The sequence below is a fragment of the Pedobacter sp. B4-66 genome (genome assembly GCF_018492665.1).
In the GTDB taxonomy this organism is placed as follows: Bacteria; Bacteroidota; Bacteroidia; order Sphingobacteriales; family Sphingobacteriaceae; genus Pedobacter.
Map to the genome: position 1 here is coordinate 47410 of NZ_JAFVME010000003.1, position 18310 is coordinate 65719.

Genomic DNA, 18310 nt, shown 5'->3' on the forward strand with positions numbered 1-18310 from the left:
ATTAAGATTGGATAGGGAGTTAATTAAAAGTTAATTTTATGTTTTTGTAACCTTGTGCTTATTTTTTTTTCTTAAAAAAGTATGTTCGATTAAGAAGCATTTTAATCTGATTTTTTCACTAATAATGCACCTAATATTCTTGTGTTAGTGTATTTGTTACACTATATTATTTTAATTATCTGTTTTTTAGGTGTTTATGATAAAGTATTAATTTTATTACAAAGTAATACATAAAAGTTATAACTTTATTGAAACCATGATAATGTTACATTCACGTTTGCTAAAACATGTTAGTGTGAGTTAACTTTATTAAGTGCCAAACCAAAATAAACCAAATTAGAACCATGCGTAATTGTGTGAATTGTTACATGCCTTTGGCATGCATAGGACTTTCGTGGTTAACCCTTATCACGAAAATATGAAGAGATTTTACTATTCTGTTATTTTCCTTTTAGCACTATCAGCTTGCAAACAGCCTGCTAAAGAGATAGGAGATACTGTTGCTGAAAATCCACTGTTCAAATTATTGGATACAGCACAAACCAATATCTTTTTCGCTAATACTATAGTTGAGAATTTTGATCGAAATGTTTTCAATTACCCAGCTTTTTATAATGGTGCAGGTGTGTCTGTTGGAGATTTGAATAATGATGGGCAGGAAGATTTATATTTTTCTGGTAACATGACTGCTAATAAGCTTTATTTAAATAAAGGCAATATGAAATTTGAGGATGTTACGAATGTAGCAGGAGTTTCAGGCAGAGCTGAGGGATGGAAGAATGGAGTTAATATGGCCGATATTAATGGCGATGGGCTTCTCGATATGTATGTGTGTTATTCAGGTAGGTATCCGGGCGAAAATAGAAAAAATCAATTGTTCATTAATAAGGGGCTTGGTGAAAAGGGGATTCCGCAGTTTAAAGAAGAGGCAGAGATTTACGGACTGGCAGATTCATCATATAGTACTCAATCTTATTTCTTTGATTATGATAAGGATGGAGATTTAGATATGCTATTAGTAAATGAAAATATCAGAGTGCTTACTGACCTTGATGATATTACTATTCAAGAACTTCAAAGGACTCCTGATAATATATCTGGAACTAAGCTTTTTAGAAATGATGGTGGACATTTTAAAGATGTCACTTTGAAAGCAGGAATACATAGTTCTGTATTGTCTTATGGTTTGGGTGCAGGTATTGGAGATGTTAATGGAGATGGATGGCCTGATATATACGTTTCAAATGATTATGCAGTAAGAGATTATCTGTATATAAATAATAGAGATGGAACTTTTACAGATCAATTGAAAACATCTATCCCGCATATTTCTATTTTTTCGATGGGCAATAATATAGTCGATATCAATAATGATGGATTGATGGATATATATACTTTGGATATGCTCCCGGAAGAAAATCGTCGCCAGAAATTGCTTCAGGGCTTTGATAACTATGAGTCTTTTAATCTTAATTTACGTAATGGTCTCTACTACCAGTTCATGCGCAATATGTTACATGTAAATAATGGTAATGGTACTTTTAGCGAAATGGGGCAATTGGCCGGTATTTCTAATACAGACTGGAGTTGGGCGCCATTATTTGCAGATTTTGACAATGACGGTTGGAAGGACCTTTTTGTAACCAATGGCTATTTACATGATTTCACCAATATGGATGTTGTAAAGTATAATGCTAATTACTTTAACAGTATAAATGGTGAGATAGAACCTAGACATATTTTAGATATGTTAAGCAAGCTCCCTTCTTCCGATGTAAAGAACTATATCTATAAAAATAATGGTGATCTTACTTTTGCAAATAAGGGCTTTGATTGGGGGGTAAATATACCTTCTAACAGTAATGGGGCTGTCTATGCCGACCTTGATAATGATGGAGACTTGGATCTTATCGTTAATAATATTAATAAACCAGCGTTTATATATCAGAATCAAGGTGATTCAACAGCTCACTATCTTAAAATAAAATTAGCCGGATTAAAACAGAATACAGAAGGGATTGGTGCAAAAATCACGATTTATTCAGCCTCTAAGCAGCAAACGTTAGAGCAAATGCCATCTAAAGGCTATCTGTCCAGTGTTTCTTCAATTTTACATTTCGGTCTGGGTAAGAAAAGCATGATAGATTCAGTTTCCGTTGTGTGGCAAAGCGGAAAAAAGCAAGTTTTAACTAATGTTAAGAGCAACCAAATGTTATCGCTAAATGAAAAGGATGCAGTAGTAAATAATCAGAAATCAGTAGCTAAACCTACTTTGTTTAACGAAGCATCATCACCCATAGATTTTGCTAGAAGTAAAAATGACATTAATGATTTCAAGCGCCAGCCTTTAATGACCAATCCACAATCTTTTGCAGGACCTTGTATAACTAAAGGGGATGTAAATAAGGATGGATTAGAAGATGTTTATGTAGGCGGGAGTAAGAATGAGTCAGGTGCATTATACCTTCAACAAAAAAATGGCAGGTTTATAAAAAACCAGAAGCCTTTTGAAGGTGATAAAGATAGTGAGGATGCAGACGCTGTATTCTTTGATGCTAATGGTGATGGCTTTATTGATTTATATGTAGTAAGTGGGGGCTACCATAGTTTTGCGGTTAATGATCCTTTATTACAAGATCGCTTGTATATTAATGATGGTAGAGGAAATCTTTTAAAATCGGCCAACTCACTACCGGAAATGCGCGAAAGTAAAAGCTGTGCACGAGTAGTTGACTTTAATGGAGATGGCCATCTTGATATTTTTGTTGGCGGTCGTGTTGTTCCAGGCAGGTATCCTGAGGCGCCCAAAAGTTATTTTTTAATAAACGATGGTAAAGGTCATTTTGTAGATCAACTAAATCTTATTTCTCCAGAATTGAGTCAATTAGGGATGATTACTGACGCCGCATGGATTGATTTGAATGGTGATAAAAAACAAGATTTGGTTGTAGTGGGAGAGTGGATGCCAGTAAGTGCTTTCATTAATTCGAATGGGAAATTGGTAAATAAGACCAAAGATTATTTTGATAAAGAGTATAGTGGCTGGTGGAATAAACTACAGGTTGCGGACTTAAATGAGGATGGAAAACCCGATTTAGTTGTTGGAAATCTAGGTTTAAATAGTCAATGTAAGGTTAGTGATGCTGAGCTAGCGGAAATGCATTATAAAGACTTTGATGATAATGGCGCTATAGATCCTATTCTTTGCTTCTACATTATGGGCAAAAGCTATCCTTACATCACAAGAGATGAATTATTGGATCAGATGAGTATCATGCGGCCGCGTTTTCCTGATTATAAAAGCTATGCAGACGCTACTTTGAAAGACGTATTTACTGCCGATGAATTAAAAGGAGCTAAATATTTGAAAGCAAATTGTCTTAAGACTACCTATTTCCAAAGCGGCGCAAACGGTCGTTTTCATGAGAAACCATTGCCATTGGAAGTTCAAATGTCACCAGTGTATACGATAACAACAATTGACTACGACCGAGATGGTCATAAAGATCTGTTATTGTGTGGCAATATGAATCAAGCCAGACTTCGTTTTGGGAAATACGATGCTAATTATGGCTTGCTATTAAAAGGCAACGGAAAAGGCGGATTTAGTTTTGTTCCTCAGTATATCTCCGGATTCAAACTAAAAGGAGATGTTAGAAGTGTAATTGAAATTAACAATACCCTAGTCTTCGGTATTAATCAACAAGGAGCAAAAGCTTATCAGTTAAAACAAAAATAGAATTACTATTAATTATTATGAGAAAACTATTATTTCTTAGTCTATGCATAGTGTGCTTCATTGGATGTAGCAAGCATGAGAAATCGCCTGAATTAAGTAACAAAGACATAGCTAAGGTTTTAGATGAGATGACCGCACTTATGATTCATGATGTAACAAATCCTCCGTTGGCGGCAAGATTTTTTACTTACGCCAGCCTTTCCGGCTATGAGGTTGTGGCGCAGAATGATTCGAATTGTATATCAATGAGAGGTGTACTGAATGATTATCCGGATATTGTTAAACCTTCAGTTCCAGGTAAGCACTCTTACCAGTTAAGTGCTATTTTGGCTATGATGGCAACTGCAAAGAAAATGCAACCATCAGGTAGTTTATTTGAAAAGTACGAGCAGACATTTTTAGATTCCTGCAAAAAAGTAGGATTCTCTGATGATGTTATTGAGAATTCTAAACTGTATGGTCAGCAAATAAGCAAGCAAATATTAGCATATGCAAAAGCAGATAAGTATAACAAAATTAGTAATTACCCTCGTTACACTCCTTTAAAAAAAGAAGGAAGTTGGTATCCTACACCTCCAGGATATTTTGCTCCTGTTGAGCCATATTTCAATACGATACGTCCGTTTGCATTAGATTCTAGTTCACAATTTAAACCAGCCCCTCCTGTTCCTTTTTCTAAGGATAAAAACTCTGCATTTTATAAATTAATGTTGAGTAATTATGTAGATGGAGGAGCCGGGTTAACTCCTGAACGCAGGGCAATAGCTGCATTTTGGGATTGTAATCCTTTTGCATTAAAAAGCGATGGTCACTTGTTAACAGGTATGAAAAAAATATCGCCGGGAGCGCACTGGATGGGTATTGCAGGTATAGCATGTCAGCAGTCAAAATTTAGTTTTTCTAAGTCAATGGAGGTTTATACTATGGTAGCTGCGGGTTTAACAGATAGCTTTCTCAGCTGTTGGGATGAGAAATTTAGGAGCAACAGAATACGTCCGGAAACAGCAATCAGAAGCTATATAGATCCTAAATGGAAACCATTGTTGCAGACGCCGCCGTTTCCAGAATATTTGAGTGGACATTCTGTTATTTCGGCAGCATCTGCAGTTATACTTACCCACTACTTTGGTGACAATTATCATTATACAGATAATGTAGAGGAACCCTATGGTTTACCTGCCAGAAAGTTTACATCATTTAAAGAAGCTGCAAAAGAAGGGGCTATTAGCAGATACTGGGGAGGTATCCATTTTATGGATGCAATAGACAATGGTATGACTACCGGCTTTGGTGTTGGAGAATGGGTAGTTTCCAAATTGAAAGCAAAGCAGGCAAAACAATCTTAAAAAGAAACCAAATAAAATAAATTATATAAACTAAAAATCAATTATGAAGAAAATCTTTACCACGCTCACTATTCTGTTAATTTCCGCTAAAGTTTTTTCCCAGGGCTGCGTAGCAATTCGTAGTACTGGAGGTGTTTGCTCAATGACTGAGCATCCTGACAGCTCCCTAACTTCAGATGGTGGAAGCTGGGTTTTTAATGCCAATACCAGATATTTTAAATCAGATAAGCACTTTAAAGGTGATGTTTATCAAAAAGAACGAATTGAACTAGGAACTGAGGTAATTAATCACCAGTTTGCTACAGATCTATCCTTAATAAGGATATTTAATAGCCGTTGGTCTATGATGTTAGATGTACCTATTATATCAAATGCCAGGTCATCATTGTATGAGCATGGAAGGAAAGAAAGACATAGCATGCATTCTTTCGGATTAGGTGACATTCGTGTTGCTGCTTATCGTTGGTTGTTTAATCCTGCCACAAGTCCGAAAGCAAATGTTCAAGTCGGATTAGGGATAAAATTTGCAACGGGGGATTACGATTACAAAGATTACTGGCAGAATGTAGGACCTGGTGGTGGACCGGAATTACGTACTGTTGACCAGTCAATTCAATTAGGTGATGGTGGTACAGGTCTTACCCTTGAGCTTAATTCATTTGTTAATATAAAACACAACCTTGGATTATATGCAAATGCCTTTTACTTGAGCAATCCGCGTCAAAATAATGGAGTTAGAACATACCGTGAATTGGTAAGTCCTAGTTTAGCTAATGAGGCAATAAGTAGTGTGCCAGATCAGTTTATGGCTAGAGTGGGAGCTAACTACGCTGTAGATAAATTTGTTATTTCTGCGGGTGGACGTGTTGAAGGTATTCCAATCCACGATGTTATTGGTGGTAGCGGAGATTTTCGCAGACCTGGATATGTAATATCAGTTGAACCAAGTCTTACCTATCAATTAAGCAGAATAAATATTTATGCTTCTGTACCAGCAGCTGTATACAGAAAAAGAACTCAAAGTGTTACAGATAGAGCTAGATCAACCAACACTACATTTGTAAATGGCGATGCTGCTTTTGCAGATTATTCAGTAAATCTGGGTATTTCATTCAGACTTTAGTAGTTAAAACAAAAAAAGTTCCAAAGGTGCAACCGCGCTTTTGGAACTTTTTTCGTTTATCAAAATACGACTCTCCATCTACTTACGGAATTCGATTTCATATATGTGTTCCCACATTTTACCGGTTATGTAAACTTTGTTTGCCTTGGCATCATAAGCAATGCCATTCATTTCTACCCCATTAGGGTTGGTATGTTTTTCTGTAGTGTAAACACTTGTCAAATCCAATCTGCCTACAACTTTACCGGTCGAAGGATCAATTTTAATTATTGAATTTGCGAGCCATATATTAGCATAAATATAACCATCAATAAATTCCAGCTCATTTAGCATATCTACTGACTCACCATATTTAGTAACATTTAAGGTTTTAACAGGCTTTAAGTTATCAGGACTAAGATAGGTTAACTGACTAGTACCATCACTCATAATAAGATACTTGCCGTCATTAGTTAAGCCCCAACCCTGAAGGTTAGAGTAATTAAATTCACGTAATTTTTTAAAGGTTTTAGCATCGTAAACAAAACCAACCTGGTTTTTATAAGTAAGCTGATATAAAAGGCCATTTAATATAGTGATACCTTCGCCAAAGTATTTGGTTTTATCCAACTCTACTAAAGTCTCCATTTTACCGGTTTTCAAATCCACCTTCCCAATTAGTGATTTCGAATCCTTAAATTCTTCTGGTGAGCCGGTACTTTCAATCAGGTCTCCATTATGTACAATTAAACCCTCAATAAATAGTGTTTTGTCGTGAGGTAACACATTTTTTACTTTAAAATCAATGTTCTCAATCGTGTCATTTGAGGCGGAGTTAGTTTCATTTACTTTGGTATTGTTTTGACAGCTTTGAAGTAATACCAATAAAGCAAAAGGCAATAAATAGGTTTTTTTCATTCTTTAGATTAATATTTAGGTAATTGCTAGGGAATAATCAAGTGTAATTTTCACTCGAAGATAAAACTACTCAATAATACTTGAGTACTTTAATTCACCAGTATATTTTTTTAGTCGTCTTTGCTAAATGGATTTATAATTGTAATTTGATGGAAACTAAACACAAATGAAATTGAAACAGAGCATTTTGATGCTTTGCTTTCTGCTTACTTCCTACGGCTGTAATATGTCTAAAAAGACAAGTCAGGGAACAACGAAGGGAATGACCGACCCAGAGCCAAAGCAGTTTGCAGAGCATATTCGTACGACCGAATTCCAGACACCCGAACAAGAACAAGCCGGATTTAAACTGCCCCCAGGATTTGAAATAACACTTTTTGCTTCTGAACCTGACATTGGTAAACCCATAAATATGGAATTTGATGAAAAGGGGAGGTTATGGGTAACACAGTCTTCAGAGTACCCAATGGCAGCTGCTCCTAAAAAAGGCCATGATAAGATAACCATAATTGAAGATACTGATGGAGATGGTAAAGGAGATAAGTTTACTCCCTTTGCACAAGATTTGAATATACCAATAGGTATAATACCTTCAAAAAAAGGTGCTATTGCATTTAGTATTCCCAATGTTTATCAGTTTACTGATACTGATGGCGATTGGAAATCTGATGAAAAAAAGGTACTTCTTGGCGAGTTTGGTCATCAGGATACCCATGGGATGGTCAATAACTTTATTAGAGGTTTTGACGGCTGGATATATGCTTGTCATGGTTTTACAAATACTTCAACAATTGCCGGTACTGATGGCGATTCTATAACCATGGTTTCCGGTAACACGTTCCGTTTTAAATCTGACGGAAGCAGGGTAGAGCAAACTTCGTATGGACGTGTTAATCCTTTTGGATATACATTTGATGAGTGGGGTTATCTTTATTCTGTCGATTGCCATTCAAAGCCTATTTACCAGTTAATAAGAGGTGCCGAATATCCTCATTTTGGTAAAAAATCTCCTGCAATGGGCTTCGCTCCTGAAATGATGAGTTATGAATTAGGCTCTACGGCTCTTTCTGGATTGGTTTATTACTCTGGAGAACAATTTCCTGAAGAATATAGAAACAGCTTTTACTCGGGAGATGTGGTTACCTGCAGAATCAACAGAAATACAATGTCGTTTACTGGTTCATCACCAGAAGCCAAGAGGCAGGAAGACTTTCTAATCAGCGCCGATCCATGGTTTAGACCAGTCAACATTAAGACTGGGCCTGATGGGGCATTATATATTGCGGATTTTTATAACCGTATAATAGGCCATTATGAAGTGCCTTTAGATCACCCTTTGCGCGATCGTCAAAGCGGAAGGATTTGGAAGATTACCTATAAAGGCGATAAAAAGCATAAGGACAATAAACCTAGAGATTGGTCGAAAGCTAGCATCAATGAGCTCATTAAGAATTTAAATCATCCTCAACTTAATTTAAGGATGATGATTGCCAATCAAATTGTTGAGGGATATGGTACTAAGGCTGTTGATCCGTTAATCAGCAAGCTTAAATCATCAAAAACTGATTCTAAAACTTATGTTCAGGCTCTGTGGGCACTGTTGCGTTTAAAAGCTTTAAGTGCTGAAATGTTAGATAAAGCGCTTAATCATAAAGAGGCTGTGATTAGAGTACATGCCTTTAGGATACTTACAGAGCAAGCTGTTGTTTCATCAAAACAGCAGGATATTGCTCTAAAAGCACTAAAGGATACCAGTATTCATGTACAGCGCATTGCAGCTGAGGTTTTGGGTAAGTATCCAAAAATAGCAGTTGTGAAAGCTTTGGTAGCACTGCATACTGGGGCAGCTGAGCAGGATAGTCATTTAAAGTACACTGCTTTGTTAGCCATTAGAGAGAATCTGAAGAATGCTGAGGTTATGAAAAGTGTAAATGCTCAGAACTGGGATGAAGAGCAATTAAAAGTGTTGATCAAGGTGATAAGAGATGTGCCATCTAAAGAGGCCGCATTGTTTGCAATGAAATATTTGCAAAATCATGATTTATCTAATGCGGAATTGCTTTCGAGTTTAGAATTTATAGGCCGTTATCTGGATGTTACGAACTTAAAGCAACCGATAGATTTTATTCAGAAAAAGTTTGCCGGTAACCTGGATGTTCAGTACATGTTGTTTAATACTATGCAACAAGGCTTACAACAGCGAGGAGGAACAACATTGGTGGCTCCAATGAAAAATTGGGGTATTAGCTTAGCTGAGCAATCACTGAAAAATATCTCAGCAACTGCCAACATGTGGAGCAATAAACCTTTGGAACAAACAGGTGAGCCAATAAATCCTTGGTCTACCAGGGATGGTGCTATTGTTGCCGAAATCCCCGCTCTTAAAATGATTTGGAGCGAAATAAAATGGTATCCTCCAACCGGTATATTGGTTTCTCCGGATTTTGTTTTGCCATCATCACTAGAGTTGAGCGTATTTGATAATGATGTACACAATACAGAATCTAAAGTTGGGGTTTCGAAAAATACAGTTCGGATTCGTTTGGCTAAATCTAAGAAGGTAGTGGCCTCTTATCGTGCAGTGTTTAAAACCAAAATGGAGAATAAAGACCTCATGAATGTTATAAAATTTGACCTGAAGGCATATGAAGGGCAAAAGGCCTTTATTGAAGTTGTAGATAGCACTAAAACAGGATCAGTTGGTATTGGAGGTATAAAGCCTGCAGTTCTGCAAATCCCTGATAAAGGGCCTGCAGAAAATGCATCTCGTTATACCCTCGCTGCTGAGATTGTTAATGCATATAAGGTAAAGGGTCTTGAACCTGAAATGAAAAAGTTGTTTACAGCTGATTGGGCTGATTACAAAACAAGGGCTGCAGCGGCAATGGCTTTGATGACGCTAAATCCGGCAAAGAACAAAGCATTGATTTCTGATGTGTTTTTAAGCCTGGACGAAAGCCAGCTTATGAAAGAAAAAATAGCCCAGGCAATAGCACAAGATGATTCTGAAGATAAATATGCTTTATTGCAGAAAGGATTTGAAGGAAGCCAACGTAATTTACAAGTGGTAATAGCAGGTTTGCTGGTTAATTCAGAAAAGGGAGTTGGTTATCTGTTAGAATCAGTTAAACAAGGCGATGTGAAGTTTGATCTGCTGTCTGAATTATCAGTAAAAGAACGATTGGCGGCAAATATAAGTGCTAAACAGCAGCAACAATTGGATCAAATGAGCTTAGGGCAAGCATCAGAAAGTGAGGCCAGAAAGGCATTAATTCTTGCAAGGTTAGCCGATTTTGATCCTGCTTCTGTTTCTGTTGAATCTGGCAAAGCAATGTTTACGCAAAACTGTAGCATGTGTCATCAGATTAAAGGAAATGGAGGTATGATTGGGCCTCAGCTTGATGGTATTGGTAACTGGGGGCAAAAGGCATTAACTGAAAAGGTTTTAGACCCAAATCGTAATATTTCGCAAGCATTTAGAACCTATAATATTGTGCTAAAAAATGGAAAGGTACTAACAGGTTTGTATCGTAGAGAGGAAGGTGAAGTATTGGTATTTGCTAATCCTGGTGGACAGGAGTTTTCTGTTCCTAAGAATGAAATTAAAGAAAGAAAGCCTTCTAAATATACACTGATGCCAGATCAGTTCAGTAAAACCATATCTAAGAAAGAATTTGATGCATTGCTTAAGTACTTGCTTAGCGTAAAAGAATAAAGACCAAATATTAAATTATCCATCTTAAACATATAAAAAATGAAGAATATTAATAAATCCCTAATAGCATGTTTGCTCGCCGGAATCGGATTGTTTGGCAATGATGCAATTGCACAGGTAAAGAATAAGAAAACTAAAGAAATACACTTTAAGAAACACGTTCTATTGGATGAGTTTGTTACTGAAGGAGCTACAGTAGGTGATATAAACAAGGATGGTAAACTTGATATCATTGCAGGTCCTTACTGGTTTCAGGCTCCTGATTGGAAACGACACGAGATTGATGCCCCTAAAAAGTTTGACTGGAGAACTTCCTATAGTAATTCATTTCTTCATCATGCAATGGATATAAATCAGGATGGCTGGTTGGATGTTATTCGCATAGATTTTCCGGGAGAAGCTGCAGTATGGTACGAAAATCCGAAGAATAAAGAAGGCCATTGGAAAATGCGCACATTATATTCATCAGTAGGAAATGAGTCACCAGCTTTTGTAGATGTTGATGGTGATGGGAGAACTGATTTGTTGTGTGCCGACACTAAGGGGGATAGGGTGGTTTGGTTAAAGGCTCCTGTTTTAAAAGGAGATACAACATGGACCGCTCATGTAATTAGTGATGTAAAGGACAGAGGTACGCATCAATTTACACATGGTTTGGGTTATGCTGATATCAATAAAGATGGTCGTGCAGATGTATTTATTAGAAGTGGTTGGTGGGAAGCACCGGTAGATCGTACTCAAACTAACTGGACATGGCATCCTGCTAATTTCGGTGACGAATGTTCTCAAATGTATGCTATGGATTTAGATGGCGATGGCGATATGGATGTTGTGAGTGCTTCAGCACATAATTATGGAATTTGGTGGCATGAACAAGTAAAAGACGCACAGGGAAATGTGGAGTGGAAGCGTCATGAGATTTCTAAGGAATTTTCGCAAACACACGGCCTTGCAATGGTGGACATAAATAAAGATGGGCATCCAGACTTGGTAACCGGTAAGCGTTTCTATGCACATAATGGTCATGATCCGGGTGAAGAAGAGCCTGCTGTTATTTATTGGTTTGAGTTTAAACCAGGTAAAGTTCCAACCTGGATACCTCATCTGATTGATGACAATTCCGGGATAGGTTTACAGGTTACAACAAAAGATGTAAATAAAGATAAGCTGATTGATATTGTTATTGGAAATAAAAAAGGTGTGTTTTATTTCGAACAGTTAAAGAAGTAATATGTTTTAGCAAAGATGCAGTGCAGTTTGTGGAGTTTTTTTGTATATTTATGATAACCAAATATTTAAATAATGAAAAAGCAATTAACGCTCCTAATTGTTGCTGCATCTCTATTGATGGTGACATGCAGAAAGAAATCAGGATCTGATGAGCCTGAGGTAAAACCTGTTAAATTATTATCAAGGATAATAGAGGTAAGTGGATTTCCAACGCCAACCACAAAATTCACAACATTTACTTACGATGATAAAAAAAGGATAAGTACAATAAAAACTGGAAGTTCTAGCACTACTACCTACACCTATCACGGGAATGATTTATTCAGTATAGAAACAAGATTTGGAGATAAAAAAAATGTAGCAGAAGTTACATACGAAAATGGTAGGCCGGCAAGTGTAGCTTACAAATATTATACAAATGGGGATTTAAAAATACAAAGAAAAAAAGGGTTCATTTATACAGGCGATATGATTACTGAATCACATGTGAATGAGTCTGGTACGGTAATGCAAAAAATATTCAATAGATATTCAGGTGGTAATGTCGTAAGGAATGATAGCCAGACTGGTGATCTTATAACGCAAGATCTTACTTATGGAACCAAGAAAAGTATTTATTATAACTCGAGATTAAAGTATAACATAAGCATTGAAGGATTCGATAGGTTCTCAGCTAATGATTTACTTTCTTCAGTTAGAAAGTATGACAACGGGGAGGAACTTCACCAAAAAAACACCTTTACTTACGATGACGATGGCTTTCCTGTAACTTTGTTAACAGAATATACTCTTAAATCTGGCCCTAGTGGAGGAACCTTTAGATTTACTTATGAGTATCAAATGTATTAATTAAATGAAAATACTGCTCTTCGTTTTACCTTTGTTTTTGTTCGGTCGTTCCCTTTGTAAAGGAAGTACTTTGAATGACAAAAGGCCTTTTCCTCAACATGCTGTTTATGTGAAAGGTACCATCAAACCAAACCACAAAACGCAGTCTCAATTGGATACCGAAGTGGTTTTTGTGTATGAACGCTGGAAGAAAAACTATCTTACAGAAGATATTGGCGAAAAGGGACAGTATTATATCAAATACCAGCCAAAAGGAGCCGTTACCTGTTCAGAAGCTCATGGATATGGTATGGTAACATTTGCTTACATGGCGGGACAGGATACCAAAGCTAAAGACTATTTTGATGGTATGTTTTACTTTTTTAAAGAACACCCGAGTAGTGGTAATTCCAAATTAATGAATTGGCAGCAAGCCATAAAGGATGGTAAAGTAGTATCTGTTGGCGGAAGCTGTGCAACTGATGGAGATATGGATATTGCTTATGCCTTGTTACTAGCTGATAAACAGTGGGGAAGCAAAGGTAAAATAGACTATAAAGCAGAGGCTGTTTCGATTATCAATGCATTAAAGGAGTCCACTGTACACTCAAAATATAAAACTTTAAAAATGGGCGACTGGGCCAGGAGTGAAGGAGCAAGAGGCACCGATGGTACCAGACCTTCTGATTTTATGTTACAGCACCTTAAATCTTATAAAAAAGCTACAGGAGATGTAATTTGGGATGCTGTAGCGAAAAACTCATACAGTATTGTCAATCATATTTTTACTGATTTTAGCCCTAAAACAGGGCTGCTTCCTGATTTTGCAGAGTATAAAGATGGAAAATTTGTCCCAGCAATTGGTAAATTACTTGAAGCCCCAACTGATGGTTGTTATTCCTATAATGCCGCCAGAGCCCCTTGGAGGTTAGCTACTGATTATTTAACAACCGGTGATGTAAGTATAAAAACACAACTTACAGCTTTAAATTCCTGGATAAGAACTGAAACATCCGACGATCCTAATAACATTCGTTCGGGTTACTATCTGGACGGAAAAGTAATGGATGGCAGAGGTTATCAGGACCTTACCTATCAATCTCCATTTATGGTTAGTGCGATGATAGATGCAAAAAATCAGCAATGGTTAAACAAACTGTGGGACAACGCAGTAAAGAACAATAAAAGCTATTTTGGCGATTCCATTACGATGCTATGTATGATTACTGCCTCCGGGAATTGGTGGATGCCATAATTGTTTGTAAGTTTTTCTCAGTTTCTGCAACTTATTGAGAAATTGAAGAAATATGTATTTAATTATTAATCTATGGATGAGCAGCCCTTTTTAGTACTGATTCAGGAACATCAGGGTATTATCCATAAGATTTGCAGATTATACCGCGACAGTAAGGAAGATCGGGAAGATCTTTTTCAGGAAATCACCTATCAACTATGGAAGTCTTTCTCCTCATTTAAAGGCGAAGCTAAGGTAAGTACATGGATGTACCGCATTGCGCTCAATACTGCTATTGCCTCATTTCGTAAAAAAACACCTGATGTTGAATACCATCCTATATTACCGGATTTACCCGATGATGAGGTAGATGAGGATTATGCAGTTCGACAAAAAAGCTTATTTGCAACCTTAAAACAACTTAATGAAAGTGAAAGAGCCATTATTGCCCTTTATCTTGATGATCTTAGTTATAAGCAAATTGCTGAAATAATTGGCATAAATGAGAACAACCTGGGGGTTAAACTCAATCGTATAAAAATAAAAATTCAAAAACTTTTAATCAGATAATTATGGAACCTGATCAACTTAAATTAGCGTGGAATACTATACAAACGCCTGTTAAAACGAATAAAGAATTGAGCTCAATGCTTATCGAAAGTAAGCATCCGGTGCTTAAGGATATTAGAAAACAATTTACAATAGAGATAATTGGATGGTCGGTATTTTTGCTTTGCTATTATACAATGTTTGATGGCGATCAAAAGCCTGTTGCTATTAATGTATTATTAGTAGTATCTATGCTTTTTGCGCTTATTCATAATATTTTGGGCTATAATTTTTCCAAATATCTTATTAATGGTGATACGATTAAGCTGTCATTAGAAAGATACTTATCTAAAATTAAAGTTTATGCGGCAATCTCCATCTCTTCCAGAGTTGTGCTTATTACTGGTTTTCTAGTCTTTTTTACTTATAATATAAACTTTACAACAAGCAAATATGTTTTGTTGGCTGGAGTTATCGCAGTATCCTTAGTGCAGTTGCGTTGGTTATTCGTTTTATGGTCAAAGCGACTTAAAGTACTAGGCAAGACAATTAAAGAATTTAGTTTGGAAAATGAGAACCAGTAACTCACATTTGATCTACTTAAATATATAGTATGTACGTGTTTCTTGATTGGTTTTTTACAATATTACACTTAATAATTATTGGATTTAATCTATTAGGCTGGATTTGGAGGAAAACTAGAAAGCTTCATTTTGCTTGTGTGCTGCTAACAGCCGGTTCTTGGCTAATATTGGGTATTTGGTTTGGACTTGGCTATTGTCCAATAACCGATTGGCAGTGGCAAATTAAAGAAAAACTTGGCGCAACTAATCTGCCGAATTCCTTTATAAAGTACTTCGTCGATAATGTAACTGGGGGAGATGTGTCTTCTATATTTGTTGATATTGCTACTGCCTCATGTTTTATCTCAGCATTGTGCTTATCAGTCTATTTAAATTTCATTAAAAAGAAATAGACACTTATTTGAGTAGGGAGGGGCTACTTAAAGTCTTACTAATAACAGACTCTATTGACACTTAGTAGAAAGTCTGCTTTGATAAAAGTCTAACAGACTCTGACCTGAGTCTGAGTTGAGTCTGAGTTGAGTCTGACATGTTACCTTCTTAGGTGATAGGATTGCTCAGAACAAAATGATTTAAAGCAAAAAAAGCATCCTTTTGAGGGGATGCTTTTTCTAATTTATAAAATGAGTTTATGAACTGATCTTAACATTAATTGCGTTTAAGCCTTTTTTACCTTGCTCAACGTCATAGCTAACTGAATCATTCTCACGAATGCTGTCAATTAGACCTGAAGTGTGTACAAAGATTTCGCTATCACCATTAGATGGTACGATAAATCCAAAACCTTTTGTCTCATTGAAAAACTTTACTGTTCCTTGTTGCATTATATTGTAATTTAATTATTTTCAAATGTAAGTTTAATTTATTGAAAAACAGCAATTTATTGAAAATATATTCATTTATTCTTCAATTCGGTCTTAAAGGAGGTCTATTTAGACCTTTTTGAAGTTATCAGAATAACCACACCTGCAATCAAAACGATACCTCCTATATAAGGAGGCCAGTTTACACTTTTTTCCCTATCAGCTGAGATCTGAATAGGGCCGGCATCTATTACCTTTTCCTTTTTTGTATAGGTAAAACCTGTCCATATCAGCATTACAACACCAAGAATTATCATTACTAAAGCTATTGTCTTATTCATGGCTATTTTTTTAATTTACATTATCCAATCTGTATATAACATAATAGTAGCGGAAATGTTTGTTTCAAAGTATGGTTGCTACATCGTAATTTCTTAGTATTTTGCATAATGAGTTTTTTAACAGCAGAGTGGCGAAAGTTGGCGATTGCTAATTATGCCATCGATAAGAATTTACTTATACCGTATTTGCCAGCAGGTACTGAGCTGGACTTATGGAACGACACCTGCTATGTAAGCTTAATTGGATTTCTATTTAAAAACACAAAGCTTTTAGGCTTCAGTATCCCGTTTCATGCGAACTTCGAAGAAGTAAACCTTCGGTTCTACATCAAGTATAACGATAATGGAGTGATAAAGCGTGGCGTAGTATTTATAAAAGAGATAGTGCCAAAATTTGCTTTATCTATAGTAGCAAACACCATTTATAATGAAAATTATGAAGCAATGCCGATGAGCCATTGCTTACTTGAAAATGATGATACCCGTAGTGTTCAATATAAATGGAGGTATAAAAATAGCTGGCAAAGTTTTAGTATTGAGGCTAATAAGGCGCTGTCAGAGATTCAAACGGGGACTGAAACGGAGTTTATTACAGAGCATTATTGGGGTTATGCGCGATATAACGCCGATAAGACTAATGAGTATGAAGTGAAACATCCAAGATGGGCACAATATAAGGTGAGGTCTTTTGATATTGATGTCGACTTTGGACTTGTTTATGGCTCTGAATTTGAATTTCTTAATCAACAACAACCAGCTTCAGTAATGCTGGTTGAGGGTTCTGAGATTTCGGTAGAAAGAAAGAATACTATTCGCTTTTAAGTGCTTGCCATTTATTATATGTCCGGATTATATTCCAGTGGAAGCTGATCTGCTATCCTTTTACGACCCCAAAATCCCTGAATCAGTAGGTTTTTGTATCCGGCATAGCTACCTTTACTATCAATCTGAGCATCAAGTTGTAAAACAGAACCTGTTTCGTCCATTTCAATGATTTCCCAGTTTACATTTGAAAGTTTAAGCGATGAAACCTTTTTTTTGTCATAAACTGTATAAAGTCGCTCTTTATATTTAAAGGTGATAAAATTACTGTCTACTCGTTCAATAAGTTGTTCTGTGTATACTGGATTTGGATTGATCATTAAAGGAAAACCAGGATTTTTGATAACATGAGTAAGGAAGCCTTCCTCCTGAGTTTTGTTTTTATAAAGTGCCCTTAAATAGTGCATAAGCGATCCTTCATATGCCATTTTCCTGTTTGCCTTCCAAATCTCTTGTTCTTCTTTTGAACCCTTAATATCTTCAAAAATAGATTCTCCGTCATAGATGGTTGCGTCTACTTTTTTATTGTATTGAAATTTCCTTAGTAGATACTTAATGCGATATCCAAGTTTTCGGTTTTCTACAATGAGAAAATCCGAAGAATTTGCTTTTAAAACATCTTTTTCTGTAGAGAAATCAATGATGTCTGTATTTAATATCTTGCATTCCTTCGCATTTTTAGATTCCCCCATGAAATATTTAGTGAATGTCTTGAGAAAGTTCTTTCGCTGATTATTATTACCAATAATCACTTCATCTAAGACGATTTGCTTTTCTGTTAATATAAAATTCAGTACGACAGATTTTTCTAAAACAACCGCATTTTGTTTAATGGAGCCATAACCCAGCATGCTTACTACAACCTGATAAGTACCAGGACCAAGGCCTGAGAATTTAAATTCTCCTTTAGCATCTGTTTTGGTTGATTTTTGAGATCCATCTATGAATATTGTTGCTGCCTCAATTTGCTCAGATTTAGCATTAGTGACAGTTCCTGTTATGGTAAAAGTTTCCTGGGCATTTACATTAATATAAAACAGGATGAATTGGATCAAAATAATTGATTTTTTCATGGGGAGCGCGGTTAATTTGTATGTTG

General features: G+C 36.2%; 15 protein-coding genes. 11 read left to right on the top strand and 4 right to left on the bottom strand.

The window, feature by feature from the left end; genetic code table 11:
- The first annotated feature begins 418 nt into the window (after nt 1–418).
- From J1905_RS04715 to J1905_RS04725, 3 genes are read left to right on the top strand one after another with little or no spacing between them, the layout of a single operon-like run.
- The gene (locus tag J1905_RS04715; protein WP_214226088.1) at nt 419–3739 is read left to right on the top strand and encodes a VCBS repeat-containing protein; all 3321 of its coding nucleotides are present in this window, start codon (nt 419–421) and stop codon (nt 3737–3739) included.
- A gap of 17 nt (nt 3740–3756) precedes the next feature.
- Nucleotides 3757–5085 carry a vanadium-dependent haloperoxidase gene (locus J1905_RS04720; RefSeq protein ID WP_214226089.1) on the top strand — a complete coding sequence of 443 codons (1329 nt, stop codon included), beginning with the start codon at nt 3757–3759 and terminating at the stop codon, nt 5083–5085.
- Nucleotides 5086–5128: 43 nt separating this feature from the next.
- Nucleotides 5129–6208: a hypothetical protein gene (locus tag J1905_RS04725; RefSeq protein ID WP_214226090.1), complete on the top strand. Its 1080-nt coding sequence runs from the start codon at nt 5129–5131 to the stop codon at nt 6206–6208.
- A 78-nt stretch (nt 6209–6286) separates the two neighbouring features.
- Here the strand turns inward: J1905_RS04725 and J1905_RS04730 are convergent, their stop codons facing one another.
- On the bottom strand, nt 6287–7105 hold the full coding sequence (locus J1905_RS04730) for a glutaminyl-peptide cyclotransferase (RefSeq protein WP_214226091.1): 819 nt from the start codon (nt 7103–7105) through the stop codon (nt 6287–6289).
- 166 nt (nt 7106–7271) lie between these two features.
- Between J1905_RS04730 and J1905_RS04735 the strand changes: the two genes are divergently transcribed.
- The 7 genes from J1905_RS04735 (at nt 7272) to J1905_RS04765 (ending at nt 15637) form a co-directional block, all read left to right on the top strand.
- On the top strand, nt 7272–10820 hold the full coding sequence (locus J1905_RS04735; protein WP_214226092.1) for a PVC-type heme-binding CxxCH protein: 3549 nt from the start codon (nt 7272–7274) through the stop codon (nt 10818–10820).
- Nucleotides 10821–10859: 39 nt separating this feature from the next.
- Nucleotides 10860–12050 (top strand): FG-GAP repeat domain-containing protein, encoded by a 1191-nt coding sequence (locus J1905_RS04740; protein WP_214226093.1) that lies wholly within the window; start codon nt 10860–10862, stop codon nt 12048–12050.
- 72 nt (nt 12051–12122) lie between these two features.
- Nucleotides 12123–12899: a hypothetical protein gene (locus J1905_RS04745; RefSeq protein ID WP_214226094.1), complete on the top strand. Its 777-nt coding sequence runs from the start codon at nt 12123–12125 to the stop codon at nt 12897–12899.
- Nucleotides 12900–12903: 4 nt separating this feature from the next.
- Nucleotides 12904–14133 carry a family 8 glycosyl hydrolase gene (locus J1905_RS04750; RefSeq protein WP_214226095.1) on the top strand — a complete coding sequence of 410 codons (1230 nt, stop codon included), beginning with the start codon at nt 12904–12906 and terminating at the stop codon, nt 14131–14133.
- A gap of 72 nt (nt 14134–14205) precedes the next feature.
- Nucleotides 14206–14682: an RNA polymerase sigma factor gene (locus J1905_RS04755; RefSeq protein WP_214226096.1), complete on the top strand. Its 477-nt coding sequence runs from the start codon at nt 14206–14208 to the stop codon at nt 14680–14682.
- A 2-nt stretch (nt 14683–14684) separates the two neighbouring features.
- Nucleotides 14685–15245: a hypothetical protein gene (locus tag J1905_RS04760; protein WP_214226097.1), complete on the top strand. Its 561-nt coding sequence runs from the start codon at nt 14685–14687 to the stop codon at nt 15243–15245.
- A 29-nt stretch (nt 15246–15274) separates the two neighbouring features.
- Entirely contained in the window at nt 15275–15637 is a 363-nt protein-coding gene (locus J1905_RS04765; RefSeq protein ID WP_214226098.1) for a DUF2784 domain-containing protein, read from the top strand.
- Between the two features lie 237 nt (nt 15638–15874).
- On the opposite strand, the gene J1905_RS04770 is transcribed toward J1905_RS04765, so the two are convergent.
- Nucleotides 15875–16069 carry a cold-shock protein gene (locus J1905_RS04770; protein WP_173087421.1) on the bottom strand — a complete coding sequence of 65 codons (195 nt, stop codon included), beginning with the start codon at nt 16067–16069 and terminating at the stop codon, nt 15875–15877.
- A 104-nt stretch (nt 16070–16173) separates the two neighbouring features.
- The gene (locus tag J1905_RS04775) at nt 16174–16389 is read right to left on the bottom strand and encodes a hypothetical protein (RefSeq protein WP_214226099.1); all 216 of its coding nucleotides are present in this window, start codon (nt 16387–16389) and stop codon (nt 16174–16176) included.
- Between the two features lie 108 nt (nt 16390–16497).
- Between J1905_RS04775 and J1905_RS04780 the strand changes: the two genes are divergently transcribed.
- Nucleotides 16498–17211 carry a YqjF family protein gene (locus J1905_RS04780; protein ID WP_214226100.1) on the top strand — a complete coding sequence of 238 codons (714 nt, stop codon included), beginning with the start codon at nt 16498–16500 and terminating at the stop codon, nt 17209–17211.
- 14 nt (nt 17212–17225) lie between these two features.
- Here J1905_RS04780 and J1905_RS04785 read toward each other — a convergent pair whose 3' ends face one another.
- Entirely contained in the window at nt 17226–18284 is a 1059-nt protein-coding gene (locus tag J1905_RS04785; RefSeq protein ID WP_214226101.1) for a carboxypeptidase-like regulatory domain-containing protein, read from the bottom strand.
- Nucleotides 18285–18310: the final 26 nt, after the last annotated feature.